Origin of the sequence: Paenibacillus chondroitinus NBRC 15376, from assembly GCF_004000765.1 — a bacterium.
In the GTDB taxonomy this organism is placed as follows: Bacteria; Bacillota; Bacilli; order Paenibacillales; family NBRC-103111; genus Paenibacillus_E; species Paenibacillus_E chondroitinus.
In genome coordinates, this window is sequence record NZ_BILW01000009.1 from 71,707 (window position 1) to 89,701 (window position 17,995).

At 43.1% G+C, this 17,995-nt stretch carries 20 protein-coding genes; 2 read left to right on the plus strand and 18 right to left on the minus strand.

Annotation, left to right across the window (positions count from 1 at the left end; translation table 11 throughout):
• Positions 1-514: 514 nt before the first annotated feature.
• Genes PCH02S_RS13125 through PCH02S_RS13145 form a run of 5 tightly spaced genes read right to left on the minus strand, consistent with a single transcriptional unit; the run spans position 515 to position 4,879 of the window.
• Positions 515-979 (minus strand): UPF0158 family protein, encoded by a 465-nt coding sequence (locus tag PCH02S_RS13125; RefSeq protein ID WP_127453632.1) that lies wholly within the window; start codon positions 977-979, stop codon positions 515-517.
• Between the two features lie 33 nt (positions 980-1,012).
• On the minus strand, positions 1,013-2,038 hold the full coding sequence (locus PCH02S_RS13130; protein WP_127453634.1) for an ABC transporter substrate-binding protein: 1,026 nt from the start codon (positions 2,036-2,038) through the stop codon (positions 1,013-1,015).
• 15 nt (positions 2,039-2,053) lie between these two features.
• A complete protein-coding gene (locus PCH02S_RS13135) occupies positions 2,054-2,818 on the minus strand; it encodes an ABC transporter permease (RefSeq protein WP_127453636.1) in 765 nt (254 codons plus the stop codon).
• On the minus strand, positions 2,751-3,590 hold the full coding sequence (locus PCH02S_RS13140; RefSeq protein ID WP_127453638.1) for an ABC transporter ATP-binding protein: 840 nt from the start codon (positions 3,588-3,590) through the stop codon (positions 2,751-2,753). Before PCH02S_RS13140 ends, PCH02S_RS13135 begins: the two co-directional genes overlap by 68 nt.
• A 41-nt stretch (positions 3,591-3,631) precedes the next feature.
• Positions 3,632-4,879 carry a DUF445 domain-containing protein gene (locus tag PCH02S_RS13145; RefSeq protein WP_164819549.1) on the minus strand — a complete coding sequence of 416 codons (1,248 nt, stop codon included), beginning with the start codon at positions 4,877-4,879 and terminating at the stop codon, positions 3,632-3,634.
• Between the two features lie 166 nt (positions 4,880-5,045).
• Between PCH02S_RS13145 and PCH02S_RS13150 the strand changes: the two genes are divergently transcribed.
• Positions 5,046-5,873, plus strand: a complete 828-nt coding sequence (locus PCH02S_RS13150; RefSeq protein WP_127453642.1) for a DUF2935 domain-containing protein — start codon at positions 5,046-5,048, stop codon at positions 5,871-5,873.
• Positions 5,874-6,007: 134 nt separating this feature from the next.
• On the opposite strand, the gene PCH02S_RS13155 is transcribed toward PCH02S_RS13150, so the two are convergent.
• Positions 6,008-6,685: an HD domain-containing protein gene (locus PCH02S_RS13155; protein ID WP_127453815.1), complete on the minus strand. Its 678-nt coding sequence runs from the start codon at positions 6,683-6,685 to the stop codon at positions 6,008-6,010.
• Positions 6,685-7,569 (minus strand): TrmB family transcriptional regulator, encoded by an 885-nt coding sequence (locus tag PCH02S_RS13160; RefSeq protein WP_164819550.1) that lies wholly within the window; start codon positions 7,567-7,569, stop codon positions 6,685-6,687. Before PCH02S_RS13160 ends, PCH02S_RS13155 begins: the two co-directional genes overlap by 1 nt.
• Before the next feature lie 244 nt (positions 7,570-7,813).
• Between PCH02S_RS13160 and PCH02S_RS13165 the strand changes: the two genes are divergently transcribed.
• Complete coding sequence (locus PCH02S_RS13165) at positions 7,814-8,266, plus strand: flavodoxin (protein ID WP_127453647.1); 453 nt, start codon at positions 7,814-7,816, stop codon at positions 8,264-8,266.
• 326 nt (positions 8,267-8,592) lie between these two features.
• On the opposite strand, the gene PCH02S_RS13170 is transcribed toward PCH02S_RS13165, so the two are convergent.
• From PCH02S_RS13170 to PCH02S_RS13220, 11 genes are all read right to left on the minus strand, one after another.
• The gene (locus PCH02S_RS13170) at positions 8,593-9,279 is read right to left on the minus strand and encodes an MgtC/SapB family protein (RefSeq protein WP_127453649.1); all 687 of its coding nucleotides are present in this window, start codon (positions 9,277-9,279) and stop codon (positions 8,593-8,595) included.
• A 558-nt stretch (positions 9,280-9,837) separates the two neighbouring features.
• Positions 9,838-11,049, minus strand: coding sequence for an ABC transporter permease (locus PCH02S_RS13175; protein ID WP_127453651.1), 1,212 nt, complete (start codon positions 11,047-11,049; stop codon positions 9,838-9,840).
• Between the two features lie 2 nt (positions 11,050-11,051).
• On the minus strand, positions 11,052-11,726 hold the full coding sequence (locus tag PCH02S_RS13180) for an ABC transporter ATP-binding protein (protein ID WP_127453817.1): 675 nt from the start codon (positions 11,724-11,726) through the stop codon (positions 11,052-11,054).
• Positions 11,710-12,870 carry an efflux RND transporter periplasmic adaptor subunit gene (locus tag PCH02S_RS13185; RefSeq protein ID WP_127453653.1) on the minus strand — a complete coding sequence of 387 codons (1,161 nt, stop codon included), beginning with the start codon at positions 12,868-12,870 and terminating at the stop codon, positions 11,710-11,712. Before PCH02S_RS13185 ends, PCH02S_RS13180 begins: the two co-directional genes overlap by 17 nt.
• A gap of 288 nt (positions 12,871-13,158) precedes the next feature.
• Positions 13,159-13,746, minus strand: coding sequence for an ATP-binding cassette domain-containing protein (locus tag PCH02S_RS13190; protein WP_164819551.1), 588 nt, complete (start codon positions 13,744-13,746; stop codon positions 13,159-13,161).
• 46 nt (positions 13,747-13,792) lie between these two features.
• Positions 13,793-14,341, minus strand: a complete 549-nt coding sequence (locus PCH02S_RS13195) for a hypothetical protein (protein ID WP_127453657.1) — start codon at positions 14,339-14,341, stop codon at positions 13,793-13,795.
• A gap of 13 nt (positions 14,342-14,354) precedes the next feature.
• Positions 14,355-14,864, minus strand: a complete 510-nt coding sequence (locus PCH02S_RS13200) for a stage II sporulation protein M (protein ID WP_246069070.1) — start codon at positions 14,862-14,864, stop codon at positions 14,355-14,357.
• A gap of 13 nt (positions 14,865-14,877) precedes the next feature.
• A complete protein-coding gene (locus PCH02S_RS13205; protein WP_127453661.1) occupies positions 14,878-16,632 on the minus strand; it encodes a hypothetical protein in 1,755 nt (584 codons plus the stop codon).
• 86 nt (positions 16,633-16,718) lie between these two features.
• The gene (locus tag PCH02S_RS13210; RefSeq protein ID WP_127453662.1) at positions 16,719-17,042 is read right to left on the minus strand and encodes an uberolysin/carnocyclin family circular bacteriocin; all 324 of its coding nucleotides are present in this window, start codon (positions 17,040-17,042) and stop codon (positions 16,719-16,721) included.
• An 86-nt stretch (positions 17,043-17,128) separates the two neighbouring features.
• Positions 17,129-17,449, minus strand: a complete 321-nt coding sequence (locus PCH02S_RS35745; RefSeq protein ID WP_164819552.1) for a helix-turn-helix transcriptional regulator — start codon at positions 17,447-17,449, stop codon at positions 17,129-17,131.
• A 276-nt stretch (positions 17,450-17,725) separates the two neighbouring features.
• Positions 17,726-17,947: a hypothetical protein gene (locus PCH02S_RS13220; RefSeq protein ID WP_127453666.1), complete on the minus strand. Its 222-nt coding sequence runs from the start codon at positions 17,945-17,947 to the stop codon at positions 17,726-17,728.
• Positions 17,948-17,995: the final 48 nt, after the last annotated feature.

Sequence of the window (17,995 nt, forward strand, 5' to 3'; positions counted from 1 at the left end):
GTCATGACCACCTTCCTCAGACATCCTCATTTTTCTGGTATCGATTCCAGATTGTTGTCAAATAGAATCCTCATGACGAGGATCAGGTGTAGGAAAGCGGCTTCTGGAATCGCTTCCATATGGAATTAATCTCAGTATAGATGAGTTGGTTATATTTGGCAATGACTTTTTTTTGAGGAGGGGATTCATCTAGGACCCCGCAATCCAACATACCGTTCGCGGGCCACTAAAGCACGACGGGATGTATGGAAAAAGCAGTATTCACGATGAGGGTCCTGTTTATGCAACTCGTTGTAGCGTCTCATTGCTAACGTTGAATCATCAAATCTATCAACGAAAACCACTTCCTCAATATAGCGATTACCCTCACTGGAATAGGCCTTCGTTGCTTCTAGAACTACCCATTCATTTGGGAATCGTTCCTGTACTTCTTCCCAGCGCATCACGTCACCCCCGAGGTATTGACTCTTTATACTGATTATATCATACAAAAAATTGGATAATGAACAATTGATTATATAGCGTCTTCCTCGTAAAAAGATTGACTAGCTTTGTACTTTTCGTCCAATTCATTGAAATTTAGTTCAGATTCCTCCATCCACGATTGTATTTCTTTTTCTGCATACTGGTTTTGATATTTGTTCCACTCGTCCCACATATTCAGTTCGTAAAGCATGTCCTTAAATCTACGAAATGGTTTATCACCTCTAAGCGCATCAAATAACCTACCATTAGGATCAGATTGCGTACTATGAGAAAAGCTTGCCATTACACGAAATGCTTCGTTTGAATCGATCTTGGGAATGAGGATATACTTATCTTCATTTTCCTCATCATCCCAGTCAATTCCCGGTTCCCCGGTATACATTTCATCCATATCCAGGATTACTTCTCCGGTATGCAGATCCAAATAGTATGGATGCTCAAAGTTATAATCCAAGTAGGCATCTATGCATTTCGCGTTAAAAAAAGCCCGCATCCATCCAAAATTCGGATCGACACAGGCTTCTGCTTACTTCCCACTCTTCACTTCTTCGAGCATGGATAAATCAACAAACTTGCTGAGGTCCAGTTCATTTTCCTTAATGCCCTTAATATATCGCGCCGCAATCGAGACCCGCGCCATCTCTTCCATCACTTTGACATCAACATCAGTCGTGAGCTTCAAACGGCTAAGCGAGGCCTGGATCAAGCCTTTGTCCATCCCTTTACCGCTATATTGCTTCAGCTGATTGTTGATGAGTTCATAGGCTTGCTCCGGGCTTTTCTGAATAAACGCGATGCCGTCCATATTGGCTTTAATCGCGCCCTTGACAATATCCCGGTGGCGCTGGATCATCGTATCGCTCGCCACCATAATGACCGTCGGATAATCGCCGTGATTCGGCGGGATTGCCTGCCAATCGACGACGACCTTACCGAGCCCGGCCTTCTCGATCTGCGTCCCCCATGGCTCGGGAACGAGCGTCGCGTCAATTTCCTTCTGCCGGAAGGAAATCAGCGCATCCGACGGGGAGCGCACGATGAGATGTGCGCTTCCCGCATCTCGACCTAAGGAGATGCCTTCTTGCTGCAGCAGCATCCGCAGGGAAATCTCATTCGTATTCCCTTTGGAAGGGATCGCAATCGTTTTATCCACCAAATCTTTAACGCCATTAATTCCTGCGCCATTACGGGCAACAAGCACCGCGCCGCCATTATTGGAGCCGGACACGACCCGATAGTTCCCGCTTTTCAGAAAAAATGTTGTCGCAGGTCCCGGACCTACGAAACCTATATCAATATCACCTGTCGCCATCGCAATCGATAAGTCAGAGCCGTTATCGAAGGCCGTGACCTCGATTTTCACGTCATCGCCCCATTCCCGGGCGAAATAGCCTTTTTCGAGTGCGATATAGGCTGCGGCATGCGTGACATTTTTAAAAACACCAACCCTGACCACCTGCGGCTTGCCCGAAGCTGTAAGCTTCTCTTCGCAGGCGCTCAGCATCGTAATGACGAGCAAAAGCAGCAGCAGCATCCATGCTTTTTTTCTCATGCGATCCGCTCCCTGCTAAGACTTCGAGCCGGCGAGGCCGTAGCGCTCCAGCACTTTATCTTCCAGTTTCTTAAAGCAGAAATGGTCGGAGACCGTACCCAGCACAGCGATAATGATGACGATACACAACATCAGAGATGTGTCGCCCAAATTACGCCCATCCTGCAGCAATTGGCCGAGCCCCGCCCCTTTGGCGATAAGTTCCCCGGCAACAAGGGCGCGCCAAGCAAAAGCCCAAGCCGTACGCACCCCATTGATCAAATGCGGGAAAGCCGCCGGAATCATGATCTGTACGAACATTTTATACCCGTTGCCTGTTCCCATCGTCTGTGCGGCACGCAGGTAAATCGGCGGAATGTTCTTGATCCCTGTGCGGCTGGCCAGCGCCATCGTCCAGGTTGCGCCAAGCGTCGTAATGAAAATAACCGAGGATTCGTTAAGACCGAACCATATAATAGCAAAAGGCAGCCAAGCAATACTAGGAATCGTCTGCAGTGAAACGACCAGAAAACCAAGCGTATCATCCAGCAGACGGTATCGTGCGAACAAGAAACCTAATGTCGTCCCAATGGCAAGCGACAGGGCGAATGAAACCAACAGCCGGATCATACTGGCCAAAGTCGCTGCGAGCAGCTCGCCATGCACCAATCCATCATAAAATGCCTGCAGCGTCTGGGTAGGAGAAGGAAATTTCCAGCCCCAACCGAACAGCCTAAATCCCGCCTCCCAAGCTATCAGAAGCAGTACCAGAAAAATCGTTCTTCTTAATGCGGTACTCATCGCCCGTCTCCTCCCTTACCACCTTCTCAAGCTCATCCGCCAGCGCGTCCATGGCCGCATTCTCCACATGGTGCAGCAGCGGATCTGCGGCATCCCGGGGTCTTGCCGCCTGTACGGTGAACTCCTTCTTAATCGTGCCAGGGCGTGTAGACATGACCACAACGCGATCTGAGAGGATAACCGCTTCCCGAATGTTATGGGTGATGAAGAGAATCGTTTTACGCGTCCGCATCCAGATTTCTTCCAATTCCTTATGCAAAATAAGGCGAGTCTGTTCATCTAAAGCCGCAAACGGCTCATCCATCAGTAAAATCTCGGGATCCATCGCCAGCGCTCTCGCAATCGCTGCCCGCTGCTTCATCCCGCCGGATAGCTCATGCGGGTAACGATCGGCGAAGCGGCTGAGGTGCACCGATTTGATCTGCTCCATGGCGAGCTCGTGGCGCTCTTTTTTGGGGATACCATTCTGTTTGAGGCCAAAAGCCACATTGTCCAGCACAGTAAGCCACGGAAACAGACCGTGCTCTTGGAACACGACCACGCGGTCGGCCCCAGCACCGGTAACCTTTTTACCATTCACTTCAATCGTACCTTCACTTTGCGTATCGAAGCCTGCAACGAGGTTCAGCACCGTCGATTTCCCGCAGCCGGATGGCCCCAGAATGGAGACGAATTCTCCCTTTTTTATCGTTAAAGTGATATTGTCCAGCGCCTTATAATTGCCGCCGATTCGCTGTACGAACGTCTTGCTGACACCTTTAATCTCGATCAAAATGCTTCCCCCCACTCGGGTATATCCCGTAGTCGTTTCCCTTAAAACAGCATCTTTAATCCCGCCAGACCAAGCCCGATGATAAATCCGCAGATCGCACCGTTGACACGAATCCACTGCAAGTCTTTGCCGATTTTATCTTCCATCAGCTGAGTCAGCTTCTCGTTATCGAATTTATCCAGGTTCTCTTTGACAAGTTGACCGATTTTGCTGTGATTTTTCTCCAAATAAGAAGCAATCTGCTCCTGCACCCAGATCTCGCCGCGCTGCAGCAAAGCTTCATTCTCCTTCACGGATGCAAGCACATTCCGAAGGATCGGAACGACATGGACAGGGATAAAATCAGGCTGGTCTACAAACTCTTCAGCTCTAGCTTTAAGACGTACAAGAAGTGCAGATAGCTTCACATCCATCTCAAACATGTCTGGCAGCTTCGTTTTGAGTGATTCCAGCTCGGCCAAAAGCTTCGGGTTTCTCTCCAGCTTATTCAGTTCATTGCGGATAAAGGAAAGTACGGCCTCTCTACGCGGGTGCTGTTTCATGCGCATTTGCTCAATGTAGGAAAGCAAGAAATTCTGGATAATGCCCCCGATTTTCTCCTCATTGACCATCCCGATGAACGCATTCACGGCAAATGCCATGAAGCCATTGGATTGCAGCCCCTCGAACGCCTTAAGCGCCATGGCCCCAAGCTGATCGCGGGTCTCTGCTTTGAATGCCCAAGCTTCCACTTTATCAAGGACAAAATCAAACGTCTTGCCGTCATAACCGCCGTCCTTGACCGTATCGACAAGCGTGCGAACCAAGCGGCTCGTATCCACGTCCTGGAGTGCTTTACTAATCTCATCCGCCAACAGCGGAGTTAATTTTTCAATATCAATAGCGGATAACGCTTGTTTGGCAAGCGTACTTAGGCCTTTATGAAGCGCCTCGCTATCCAGATGGCTTTCCGCCAGCTCGAGCCCTCTTTCCAGAAAACGAATTTGCTGCAAACGGGCGCGGATGGTTTCTTTGGAGAGCAGCTCATTTTGAACCGTGGAGACAAGGGCGTTCGTAATTTTCTCGCGATTCTTCGGCAGCAGCGCCGTATGCGGAATCGGAATCCCCATCGGGTGACGGAACAAGGCGCTCACCGCGAACCAGTCTGCCAAACCGCCCACAACCCCGGCTTCGAAGCCGCCTTGCAGGAAACCTCCCCACACCGTGGAAGCTACAGGAAGTGTAGCCAAAAAACCTGCTCCCATGACACCTAAGGAGACCGTTGCTATATACTTTGCTTCTTTTTTCATCGTCATAACATCTCTTTCTTTCTCGATTTTCAATCGCTATTCGTTCTATTTTACCACAAATTCCGACGAAAGCTGTTCTCGATCCTGAAACTGTTGAATACACTTCGGTATGTGAAATATCGGCAAGGCTTGGCCCGAAGTTAAGAGACCTAGGAGGAACCTTTCCATGAGCCTGAATGAAACCATTACGCCTTGGCAGGAACATTTGTTTTGGGTTGAAATCCTGCAGGATCATGCCATTTTTGTGGACGAGGCGCTTGCCAATGAAGAGGTGCAATGGATCAGCATTGCCAAACGGTACATAGCGGCATTCACTGAACTGCGCAACCGTATTTTGAAAACAGACCCTTCCCTGCCGGTCTCCTCGGAAACCATGATCCAGCTCTCTAAAGACATATACCCCGTTGCGCATGGGTATTACCAGTTCGAAGGCTTTATGCAGCATTTACGAATAGAAAATAAGGTCGTTATCTCGCTGACGCCTGTGTATTTCAACGGGACTTTATTGGAAAACGGCGAGTATCTGCGGATTTTGCACGCTTGGATGAACGGTGTGCCTTACGAACCCCTGCCGCTTGTCGCGCTGATGGAGATGTGGCTGGAGGATCAACTTGGACATACCGTGCTGCTGGGCAATCATTTGGATCCAACGGAAATGGAGCTGCTGAAAAGCACCCAGCAGTACGCGCAGCAATTCAGCGCCCATATCGTCAAAAACACCGCCATCCGCGGTTTCCTCCGCTTCACAGCACCGGGTTTCCCGGTTCAGCAGAAATTCGCCAGACAAGTTGCAGAGACAGTGATCGGCTTCTATCGACTCGTCGAAGAGGTCATCCGCGAATATCAGGATACGGAGCTGCTTAGCCGTCTGACCTTGCGTTTCCTTGAGCACCACCTGCCGGAAACTTGCTATTTCTTGCATAAGCTGGCTAATTACAACGTGGAGATTCTTAGTTTGCCGAATTGTCCGCTGACGAAGCCGTCATTTGAATGAAAAAAATAAACCGTCAGGCTTACATTGCCTCGACGGTTTTTTATTCATGTGATTAACAGGAAGTCGCACCTGCTATTAACCAAGCCTCGAAAGTCGGCATCGCACGCCGCATCCTGCCTCAAAGCAAAAAGCAATTACCGCTCGCCTTCCCACTCGGCATAAAACTGCTCGAGGTACTGCTCCATGAAGCGGTGCCGCTCCTCCGCAAGCTTGCGCGCGTAGGCGGTATTCATCAACTCCTTCAGCTTAAGGAGCTTCTCGTAAAAGTGATTGATCGCGGTGTCATTTCCCGCGCGATATTCCGCTTCAGTCATGTGCTCACGCGCCGTGACGGAGGGATCATGAATCGGGCGGCCCTTCCAGCCCGAATAGGCAAATACGCGCGAGATGCCTACCGCGCCAATGGCATCCAGCCGGTCGGCATCCTGCACGACCTGGCCCTCAAGCGTGCGCATCGGAGGCCGCGCGCCGCCCTTGAACGACATCGTGCTGATGATTTCCAGCACGTGATCCACGGCGGCCGCCGGCGTACCGCTGGCGGCCAGCCATGCTTCCAGCTCGCGCTGCGCAGCGGCTGGATCGGCGTTCAGCTTCTCGTCGACGACGTCGTGAAGCAGCGCCGCAAGCTCGCAGACGAATGCGTCGGCGCCCTCTTGGGCGGCGATGCGCTTCGTCGTCTGCACGACGCGATAGATGTGCCACCAGTCGTGGCCGCTGCTATCGCGCTCCAGCTTTTCCTTCACGAGCGCCTCCGCCGCGAGTAAAATGCTCTCTTGTTGTTCTCTCGTCAAGTGTTCTCCATCATGCTGCATCATTTCTTCTTTTTCCTCTTTCCTTCACCTGTTTTACTCTCATCCGTTGTGGATGCCGGTTCTCCCTCCGCGGATGGCGTATCCTTCTCTCTGCCTTCGGGAGCCGCGTATTTCTGGATAATTTTCTTAAAATTTTTCCCATATTTATCTTCAAGCTTCGCGCCCATATCCTGCTGCAGCTCGTGAATCACCACATCACGCCAAAAACTATTGAGCAGCAGCTCGACCATCGCCGGATGCTCGGTCAACATCGCAAGCGTCGGCTCATCGCCGCCTCTTGTGCCGACAATGGCCAGCTTGCGGTCAATCAGCAGCGTGAATTTCCTCCCGCTCTGTTCATTCCACGCAGCATCACGTTTATGCGAGAACTGCTGTACGCTGCTTGGCAGAGCCGCATCTCCGATCGCCGAAACAAGCAGGCGCACACCTTGTGCGGGTACTTTCCGCAGCTCTTCCTTCAGCAGCTGCGCCTCCTGCGCCCAAAGGTCGCAAAGGACTTCCTCCCTCGCTTTCCTCAGCTCTGTTCGGATGCGATCCAGCACCTTCGTGTCGCCTTCCAAGCTGAAATACTCCGACCGGTGCGCACCTTGCTTCGGCATATGCTCTTTCACGTAGCGGATTGAAGCTTGCAGCTCCGCCTCAACACGATCGCCGATCTCCTCGATTGGCACGCTTTGGTAGTGCGTCGGCTCACCGTGACTGGTGAGCACGGCGCCTTTCTCCGCAAGCTTCTGGAGCGCGGAGTACACATTCGAACGCGATACGCCAAGCTGCTTGGCGATTTCATAACCCGTCTGTGTGCCGCTTTCGGCAAGCACATGCAGGCACTTGGCTTCCAAGTCGGTGAAGCCGAGATTTTTCAAATGCAGGTGGATATCCTCCATGCCAGTTCCCCTTTTCATAAGCTGCGATAAGTTCATGTTTTCGATATTGTAACATGATTTCTTCCTCGAAGTCGTATAGTCCTTCCTTGCCGGCCCTCTCAGCCAAAAATGTTCATTCTCAATATATTCTCAATTATTTGTTGACAATGATAATCATTATCAAATAATATGAAGATGGTTGGTAACAGCAGGACATTTACAAGATGACTACATACCTATAAAAACATTTCGTGGAGGGATTCCCATGCCAAAAATCATTATCGTTTACGCCAGCATGTCAGGAAATACGGAGGAAATCGCTGAAGAAATCGCAGCAGGCATACGTGAGGCAGGCATTGAGCCTGTTGTGAAATCCGTCATGGATGTGAGCGGTGTAGATCTCGTGAACTACGATGGTATTCTGCTTGGAGCCTATACATGGGGCGATGGCGATCTGCCAGACGAATTCGAAGACTTCTACGATGAGTTAGAAGATCTGGATCTAAGTGGACGCAAATCCGGCGCATTCGGCTCTGCTGACTCTTCCTACACACACTTTGGTGCAGCTGTAGACACAATCGAAGAGAGACTTGCCGAGATCGGAACGGAGAAAGTATTTGACGGTTTGAAAATCGAATTTAATCCGACTAGCGAGCAAAAGAAATTATGTCGTGAACTAGGCGCGAAATTCGCTGCTGCTGTCGCTGTTTCGGCCTAATACATGTTGGCGGGCTTTGGCTTTTCGCTGGGCTCGCTTCTCATTGACACTCCCGCCTATGTTGCACTTCTTACAATGAAATTGATTGTTTTTAGCACCACATTGGTTTTTCGTTGTACAATGTGCAATTATTTCAGCTGAAATCGCCCCATTCACCGCCATTTGGCTAAGTAACGTTGTACTTAGTACAACGAACTGCCCTTCAGGCTGCAAAAAGCACCTATTTCGCTGCAAAAAATGCAACGAAACTCCCCAACAGCTCAGCTATGCTCCAAATAAAAAGGATCGGAACACAGCTGCTTCGCTGCTGCTCCAATCCCTATTTTCTACAAAGTCTCTACTTCGGCCATTTCAATATACGGCATACTCTTTAACTCTTCATATACTTCTGATGCATACTTACGGTCAATAAAAACAATGAAATTGAGTTCCTGCAGTTCATGACTCAACTCTTTGATGTGTACACTTTTCATTCTATACCCTCTAGCGATAATGTCCTTGATGATATTCGTTAAATTACCCTCATGGGATACGATGAGCTTGACTCGCAGATCCTTCATCAGCAGCGGTCTTGGTCCCTTTTTCTTAATATAATACGGCAGTAACACGACACTCACCATAATAAGCAGCAGTCCCACAAACGCCTCAACAAAAAAACCGGCGCCAATGGCAATTCCTAGCCCAGCCGCTCCCCAAATCATCGCCGCCGTCGTTAGCCCAATAATGACATCATTATGCTTCCGAAGTATGGCTCCTGCGCCAAGAAATCCGATCCCACTAACCACCTGCGCCGCAAGCCGCATAGGATCCATGACATGAAGCCCGGGAACCGCATATTTATTCGCAGATTCAATAGATACTATTGTTAGCAAGCAACTGCTTAAACAAATGACCAGAGAGGTTTTGAGTCCAAGTGGTTTATTTCTGATTTCTCGTTCTAAGCCAATAATTAAACCGAAAATAGCTGCAATTCCTAATTTTATTAAATCATGTACGTCTACTGTTACTAGCATCGTTGTTGTCTCCTCTATTTTGAAGTCATTTACAATATATTAACATTAACAAGGTATATATAAATAGGGATGAATGAATTGCTTTTTTAGTCAAAAAATACAAAAAAACCTTCTAGAGTTGTTCACTCTGGCAGGCTTCTTTTATATGCTTATTTACTTGTATTCTAGAGTTTCATTTCGATCCTCTATTCATAAAAACCGATACAAACATACTTAATACGAACGCTGGAACAAAAATGACAGACATCGTGAACCAACTCCAGTCAAACATACCCCGTATAAGCATGGTTATAACCCCAACTATTGTGAAAAATACTATTAGTATTAAGAACCGTCTTCCTGTTTTCTTATCCAAACCTAAACTTCGATTTTTTTTGATGAAGTATAGTATGGAAATAGCAGTAGATGTAATGATTGCACCTATCCATCCAATAGTTGGAGCGTACTCAACATAGTTTTTACCGTTCAGAGCAAGCAGCATAAAGACTATGTTACATGCCATAGCAAAGTTTACTAATCGGTTATTTTTCATTTAATTCTCCTATGCGGTATGAAGCTTTATTCATATCGTAGCGATTCATTAGGATCACATTTGGCGGCCTTATTCGCTGGCAGCATGCCAAATATAATACCTATAGACATTGAAAATAACACCCCTCCAATAACTACAGGAACCGATACTAGCGGCGGCCAGTTAGTTAACAACGATACTAAATAAGCTCCCCCGGTTCCAATGAGAATACCTATACTGCCCCCTAATGTTGTTAATGTCATAGATTCAATTAAAAACTGCAGCAATATACTTCCCCGCGTGGCACCCAATGCTTTGCGAATGCCAATCTCTCTAGTTCTTTCGGTTACTGAAACTAGCATAATATTCATAACTCCAATACCGCCTACAACCAGCGAAATTCCCGCAATGCCACTTATAATGGCTGTCATGGTCTTTGTAATCGTTGAGAGAGATTCTTGAATTTGTTCCATATTAAAAATATAATATTCACCGTTTGTTTTCTTAGATCGATATTTTAGATTAAGCAGGTCAACTGCCTTCTGCCCGGCTGCCTTCAGCTTATTCGGATCTTTGGCTTGAATGGCTAACGAATGGATGCTGTCCTCTCCGAACAGAGTTGGCCATACTGAGATAGGAACGAGGATTTTTTTTGCTCCAAAATTTAGGAAATTCTTCTTTTTTTCCTTATATATACCTACAACTTTAAAGGAGATTCCTTCTAGTTCAATGATTTCTCCTACGAAGCTTGTTCCTCTCCCTAATTTCTTGATTACATCTTCACTTAACAGTGCAACCTTTCGTCCTTGTTGGATTTCATTTTTTGTCATAAGACGCCCTGAAATCAGTTCAAGTGGGTATAAATCGTAATATCCTTCCGTTATACCGACTAATTGAGAATTAACGATTTTATCTAAATAATGTAAAACAGAAGAAGCTGAATTCATCTTAATAATGCTTGATATTTCAGGAAGCTTTTGCAAATCAAAAACATCACTCTCATCAAATCTAACAGCAATCTCATCAAAATTCAGTTCAACCTCTTCATCCGTCTCTTGAATGCGATAAAGAATATCTAGTGAATTATTGCCATTGCCAACTAAATTCTTTTTTAATGCTGCTTCACCCCCTTGTCCTATTGCAACAATGGTAATTATAGAAGCCACAGCAATAATTATTCCAAGCATCGTTAGCAGCGATCTTAATTTATGCGCATACAACGATGTAACAGCCATCTTCACGCACTCCCATAACTCCATCCCTACCGCCTCCGGTCCTCTACAACAATTCCGTCTCTAAGAAGGATGGTTCTTTGGGCATACTGAGCTATCTCCGGTTCATGAGTAACTAGAATAATTGTCTTGCCTTCCCGATTAAATTCAGAGAAAATGCTCATAACCTGTTCACCTGTCTTTGAATCAAGGGAACCTGTAGGTTCGTCTGCAAGAATCACATCGGGATTATTAATAATTGCTCGGGCTATTGCTACACGCTGCTTCTGCCCGCCTGATAACTGATTTGGATAATGATTCATTCGATCCCTGAGCCCGACTATCTCTAAAGCTCTATGAGCTTTTTCCTTTCTTATTTTTTTCTTCTCCCTGGCATAAATTAAAGGAAGCTCTGTATTGGCTAATGCACTTAACCTCGGCAGCAAGTGAAATTGTTGAAAAACGAAGCCAATGTGCTTATTGCGGTATTTGGCCAATTCCTTATCCGAGGATACCGAGACATCCTTTCCATTCAAAAAGTACGTACCCGAAGTTATTGTATCTAATAGCCCAATAATACTCATGAGAGTAGATTTGCCGGAACCGGAAGGTCCCATTATAGCTACAAATTCGCCTTGTTCAATCAACAAGCTTAATCTTTGTAAAACAGGGACTTGAATTGCCTCCGTTTTATATGTTTTAAACACATTATGAAGTTGGAGCATCAACTTTCACTTCCATTCCGTCTTTCCATTCTACTTTCGGATGTCTGACAATGATATCCCCTTCATTAACACCTGTTAACACTTCTTTAAACTCATCGTTCATTAAGCCAATCGTTATTTCTCTCTTTTGCAGCCTGTTGTTTACAACTACAAAAACAAATTCTTTACTATCCTTTGCGAAAGTTACATCATGAGGCAGGGTAAGCACATTGTCTTTTACGTTTATTTGTATTTCCACAGACACATGATAGCCATCTTGCAATCCTTTTCGGTTATCCACGAGAGCAACCTCATACGGGTAAGAAGTTACTGATGCGTTCTTTTCAACACCTGCATTTAAGACATTTTGAGAAGGACTTAACTGGATACTCTCAATCTTCCCCTCCCATACTTCACTTGATAAAACTTTTGCTCTCACTTTTACCGGCTGGCCCGCTTTTACAAAAACAGAATCAAACTCCGTAATTGTGCCTTTAACTTTGTATGGTTCATTAGAAGCGATATGAATGATAGGATCTTGTGAATCTGTAGTTGATTTATTGGCATTCCTCGTAATTTTCTTAACAACTCCAGACACCACGCTTTTGACAACTAAGTTGTCCCTCTTTTTCAAAAGACTAGTTAATTCCATCTCATTTTGCTGTATGGATAACATGATATACTTCACTTGACGCTCTAACTCATTTTTATTGTTCTCCGCTTGTCGAAGTGATTCCTCAATCTGTAACGTATCTTTTAAATTATGTTTAAAGTCTGCCTCCAGATTGTCCAGCTTTTCACGATACTGCTCAAGTTCAAGCGATAAGCGAGATCTGGAAATCTCCAACAATTTCATCTTGTTATTAATCTCTTCTTCATCATAGCGAAACAGTTCTGTCCCCTTCCTAACTTCCTGCCCCTCACTAACAAAAATATCTTTAATGCTCCCCATGGATTCATCTTTAAAAATCCGTTCTTCTTCCCTTGGTGTAACAGTTCCTGAAGCAACTAAAGTGTCTGACATTTGCTGCATTTTCACTTCAAAAGTCTGTACGCTTGTAACATTAGAGTGGGAAAACTTAGACTTTACTAGTAAAAATATATTTAATCCCACTATGCTTAGAATACCAATGCCAATAATGGTTATTAACCACTTCTTCTTCATAGAATCCGCCTTTAGCTTTGAATCTTAATGCACTGAATATTTGATACTTAACCAACCTTATCGCGAATTTTTAACATCGGAAAAACAATAATTTAGCGGGAATTTTATTATCCAAGCCTAGGAACTCCTTATTTTTTCTTCAATATATTCATTATTGCAGAAGCCATAAAAGCACCTGATAGCATTAAAATTAGTTGTGCCGCTCTGAAATGTATTAATGGAGTACTGAGAATACTTAAAAACACGCAAGTTGAAACAACTAAAATAATTATGTACAGTCTTCGCATTCTAGGACCCCCCATTTGAAGTTTTCAGAGCTAACGTTCGATTCGCTAGAGTGTTAATAATTGAATCTACGTGACTGACGAATATAACCGCTTTATTTCCACAAGTATATTCAGATAATAAATTCATAGCTAGTTTTTGAGAATCAGAATCAAAAGAAGAGAATGGCTCGTCCAGTAAGCATACTTCTGTTTCCCTGGCCATCATCGCGATAAAAAACAATTTCTGCTTCATACCTGTTGAGTAATCAAGAACTCTTTTGTTCAAAAAATCCGTCAAACCGAATTGATGACACAACTCATTGACTTTATTTAGATAACTCTGATGATTATCTACTTTAAATAGATTCATTATGAACAGTAAATTATCAATACCTGTTAATAACTCGTACAATGATGGTGCAACAGGAATATACGCGATTTTATTTTTATAAGCTGACATATCTACAACAGGACGTCCTTCATAGAATAAAAAATTACGAGCATCAATAAGTCCAGCCATAATTTTTAACAATGTTGATTTACCTGCACCATTCCTGCCCGTGATGCACAAACGTTCACCTGATTGAACTTCTAAATTGAACTGTTTCAATAAGACATGGTCCTCATAGGAGAATATAAGGTCCCGAATATGTAGTTTAGGCTGCATAGCGCATCACTCCAATAAATATGAGGGAAAACTGGCTCAATAAAATGACCATACACAATATAAATGCAAAGGGTTTGCTTACTTGGATATACGAAACACTCCCATAATAAAGTAAGCGAAGAGATATAACATTTACAATTATTTGGATGAAATTCATATTAATCACAAAGTAAATGTTATTATTATTTAAAATGACAAGAAGAATAATTGAGCTAACCATAAAAGGGAGCGCAGTAACGTTAATAAGCAAAGAATATACTCGCTTCATGGATAAATCGGCTTTAACGAATATGGCAACCAGGGCATATAACGCAGTTATAATTCCATTAAAAATATAATAAAGGGGGATAACCACGCCTCCGAATACAATAAAGAAAAGAATCATTTTAGAATTTATAGGGGTTTCCAATAGACTTAATCCAATAATAGCAATAACTACATTAGCAATTAAAATGAGGGGTAAACTATACCACACTAATCTCCTGTTGTTTACCCCAGTATCAAAAAACGTTTTGGGATGCGTCCATAAATGAAACATATCTTCCCCCGATTTATTGTAATGTGACCCTACTGATACTACCCTCGACAAATCCAGCGATAACAATCATTAGTAATGCACAAAATAATAGAGTTAAACCATCTTTAACCATTAGTGAAATCTCTTGAGGTTTATTTTTAAACCATATCCATAAAATTCGAGCTGAAAATGATCCAACTGTGGCACAAAACAAAAGTCCCAGCAGTTCAAAAAAAAAGTGAGGTAGGAGCCCTCTATAAATTGAATTCATCCCATAAAAGGATGTAACATATGAAATAACGTAGCCAATAAGATAACCATTTCCCAATATAATTATGTTTGAAAGAAGACCAGCTGATACCCAGCCTGCTACAATTATTACTCCACCAATTCTCAAATTATTTATAATAATATCCTTTGCCGATGCTTCTGATGGTTGTAGAAAACCAGGAACATTATTTTCACCATCACACACACCATAAAAAACACCCACTATAAAGAACACTAAACTAATTAAAGCCAGATATTTTTGCCGTGCCCACATCCCCTTCACTCAATTACAACCGCCTTTCAAATTCCAACTTGCTAGCACCTCTCTTAGAAATGCTATTTGCAATTGTTCCAAAAACAATAACAATCAAAGTAAAATATATTGAAAATGCGTATGGGAGCATATTTATTACCTCTTGTGGAAGATGCAAGAAGATCAACAAATATAAAGCAATGAGCAACGGCACCACAGCAAATTTCCTAGGGATCGCCTGAAACTTTCGATATATATTAACTTCCTCAATAGTGTCTCCGACATCCAACTTATTCTGGTTTTTAAATTTACTAATTTGTGGAGATATATATAACTGACATAACGGAGATATCCAATAAGCTAAACATTGCACCCAAAAAATCGTGAATAGATGACTCCACAATCCCTGAAACATCCACAAGCTCATCATAATAATGATCATCATTGGAATTATCATTGTTAGTCTCATAAACTTTAATTTAGCTAAATAAAGTTTTAAAATGGGAGTTTTAGATAATCGAATTAATTCAATTTGTTTGCCTTCAGAGCTTATTAGAAATAAAATTGGGAATTCCTCTCTCAATTCATAGGCTTGATTCACAATTGTCAAAAGCGAAAATGTAATTATGAATGTAACGATATAACCAACATTTGAAACAGAATTAACCGCAGCTAGGAATATTCCAAAATAAAAAGAAGATTCATAGGACAAAAATACCAATGAAAAAAATTGTGGTGAGATTATCCATCGACTTTCTTTTAATTGTTGAGTATCTTTCCAGAGAAAAATATCATTTGGGAAAAGCACTTCACGAAATTTTTGAAGCATTTTACTATAAGCCACCAAGAAATCGCGTCCAAAAGACCGTTGGATTATGCTTTCAGTGAAATTGTATTGAGGCATTAACTGTTTAAAAAACAACAGCACAAAACCTCCAAAACAAACTATGATAATCCAATAGAGCATCGAACCTGAGTAGAATTCATTCTCAAACCTAACAAGAAATGAACTCTCATTAAATGCAAAATCAAAAATCCAATGCATCTTCAATGTTACGTAGTCCTGCACCAAAGGGAACAACTCTTCCCACATTCGGTTATCAATCACTTGATCCCAACTCTTGAACTGCTCTCTGACAATAAAGATAAATGGGGAAATTACCAAAATAATGCTATAGCCTAGTGCGCAAAATATGCTGGAAGTGATAATATAGCCTGCAAACCTAAATATACCTATTGGCTTTAAAACTTTATGAACCATATACAACCCGTATCCTAAGTTAAAAATAATGAAACATATTAAAGCAAGAAAAAAACCAGTACTAATTACAAAAATACTACCAATTAAAGTTAATTCCGGATGAATGCCAATATAAACAGAAAAAGCTAATATATATATACTTGGATATGTGCATATCAACCAAAACCACTGTTCAGCTAAAAGCATTAAGTAAATAAACCGCTCACTTCTTGGAGAGACGTTATATAGGTTCGACTCAGTCGGAAAGTGCGTTCTTCGATATACTATCAATCCTTGAATCGCATGGAAAATCAAAAACCCCAAAAAAATACATGCTCCCCAAACATTCTTTAACTCCGGTCTATACAAGAATTTTAGTGATGTAAAAGCTACTATAATAGCAGGTATGGCTCCCAACAATTTCATGAAGAAAAAGAATCGAACTCGATTCCATTTCTTAATAATTGCGAAAGTTTCAAATAACCTTAGGAATTGATTTTCAATACGGTTCTTAATTGTAAGACGAATTAAAAATAACCATTGCAGCATTTGAGCCAATCACTCCTTAAGAATGCGTGCATAAAATAATCAAGAAGGAATGAGGGGCACAAACACCCTCATTCCTTCTAAAATAATTACCAAGCAACGAAGGCTTTTGTACCCATTTCTGCAAGCTTATTTCTGAGATATGTTTTCAGTGCGGTTGTACCTGCTGCAGCAACGATGCTCAAACCACCAGTAATAAAAGCGCCGATAATGGATGCAATTGTTGCCGCAGTTAAGCCCCAATCCAATGCTTGAACTAAAGCGTTCCCTACAACCGCTGGTACACCAAACTCTTTTGCTAAATCCGCTAATGGCAAAGTGTTCAATAAGAGGGCGTATGCCAAAACAGCTGCAACTGAAACAAGCAACAAAACAACAGATTTCGAAAAACCTTTTCCATAAGTAATCAACATATAATAGATCCTCCTTTCTTCTATACTACTTACAAATTTAACTATAAATTGTATTTCTGTTTGTGAAAATACCACAAACAGGGTATTCACACCATAAATTTCTTAATAAATCCCCCTCTATCATGACATTTCGTCTTACTGTAAACCTTCTTAAGCGTATGCCTCACCGTAGCCTCTGAAATGCCTAGTGCAAGTGAAATCTGCAAAGTACTCTGATTTTGCAGCCAGCCAAAGCCAATTTCCTTTTCACGATTCGTTAGAGAAAACAGATCAAAATGCTCATAAATCAATACCTTTTTACTCATTGGATCAGCTAACATCGGTCGAGATTCAATGTCGCTTATCAACCGTTTTAATAACGAGGCAACAAAGCATAAATTCTCAGTCAGAGAAACGGAAAGATTCAAGTAACCTCGTATTTGGTTTCCAATCTTAATAGGAGAACACATACAACTCCATTTCGAAAAAAACGTCAAGCTATGCTCCAAACCCTTTACGGCTACCAACGTATCCAATTGCATAGAAAGGGAAATTGCGTTAATGCCGGCATGCTCTAAAGCAAACGATGTCCCCTTACCAACATTCACAGACTCCAATTTGTTTACTATGTTTGCTGGTCCAGTAAATTCTACTGCCACTCCGTTCCGATTTGTAAAAATGATTAAGTGCGGATTTGATATCGTTTAAGAAAGAGCATCTATCTCTTCTTTTAAAACCGCTATAAGGGTTACATCCCTATGTTCTTGCCTCTCTGTTTCTGCTACGCGAAACGGCAACGTTGCAGTATCTCGGTCTATTCCAGTTTTCATAAATGTTGCATTCCATAATTCAATTTTCTCAGCTTCTATTGTTGATAAACGAATCCACGAGTACTCCGATCTCGCTCCCTCCCTAAAAATATTCATTTTGATCCCCCTCTCAATACATAGAATAAATATCCCTTATTTTGGAAC

What these genes read in the sequence shown, in the direction of transcription:
- PCH02S_RS13195 (WP_127453657.1), bottom strand. Translation starts at nt 14,341, where the DNA reads ATGTTTCATTTATGGACGCATCCCAAAACGTTTTTTGATACTGGGGTA.
- PCH02S_RS13220 (WP_127453666.1), bottom strand. Translation starts at nt 17,947, where the DNA reads ATGAATATTTTTAGGGAGGGAGCGAGATCGGAGTACTCGTGGATTCGT.
- PCH02S_RS13175 (WP_127453651.1), bottom strand. Translation starts at nt 11,049, where the DNA reads ATGGAGTTATGGGAGTGCGTGAAGATGGCTGTTACATCGTTGTATGCG.
- PCH02S_RS13150 (WP_127453642.1), top strand. Translation starts at nt 5,046, where the DNA reads ATGAGCCTGAATGAAACCATTACGCCTTGGCAGGAACATTTGTTTTGG.
- PCH02S_RS13180 (WP_127453817.1), bottom strand. Translation starts at nt 11,726, where the DNA reads ATGCTCCAACTTCATAATGTGTTTAAAACATATAAAACGGAGGCAATT.
- PCH02S_RS13185 (WP_127453653.1), bottom strand. Translation starts at nt 12,870, where the DNA reads ATGAAGAAGAAGTGGTTAATAACCATTATTGGCATTGGTATTCTAAGC.
- PCH02S_RS13125 (WP_127453632.1), bottom strand. Translation starts at nt 979, where the DNA reads ATGCGGGCTTTTTTTAACGCGAAATGCATAGATGCCTACTTGGATTAT.
- PCH02S_RS13135 (WP_127453636.1), bottom strand. Translation starts at nt 2,818, where the DNA reads ATGAGTACCGCATTAAGAAGAACGATTTTTCTGGTACTGCTTCTGATA.
- PCH02S_RS13210 (WP_127453662.1), bottom strand. Translation starts at nt 17,042, where the DNA reads ATGTTGATTACTTATGGAAAAGGTTTTTCGAAATCTGTTGTTTTGTTG.
- PCH02S_RS13155 (WP_127453815.1), bottom strand. Translation starts at nt 6,685, where the DNA reads ATGCAGCATGATGGAGAACACTTGACGAGAGAACAACAAGAGAGCATT.
- PCH02S_RS13200 (WP_246069070.1), bottom strand. Translation starts at nt 14,864, where the DNA reads ATGTGGGCACGGCAAAAATATCTGGCTTTAATTAGTTTAGTGTTCTTT.
- PCH02S_RS13160 (WP_164819550.1), bottom strand. Translation starts at nt 7,569, where the DNA reads ATGGAGGATATCCACCTGCATTTGAAAAATCTCGGCTTCACCGACTTG.
- PCH02S_RS13165 (WP_127453647.1), top strand. Translation starts at nt 7,814, where the DNA reads ATGCCAAAAATCATTATCGTTTACGCCAGCATGTCAGGAAATACGGAG.
- PCH02S_RS13170 (WP_127453649.1), bottom strand. Translation starts at nt 9,279, where the DNA reads ATGCTAGTAACAGTAGACGTACATGATTTAATAAAATTAGGAATTGCA.
- PCH02S_RS13130 (WP_127453634.1), bottom strand. Translation starts at nt 2,038, where the DNA reads ATGAGAAAAAAAGCATGGATGCTGCTGCTGCTTTTGCTCGTCATTACG.
- PCH02S_RS13145 (WP_164819549.1), bottom strand. Translation starts at nt 4,879, where the DNA reads ATGAAAAAAGAAGCAAAGTATATAGCAACGGTCTCCTTAGGTGTCATG.
- PCH02S_RS13205 (WP_127453661.1), bottom strand. Translation starts at nt 16,632, where the DNA reads ATGCTGCAATGGTTATTTTTAATTCGTCTTACAATTAAGAACCGTATT.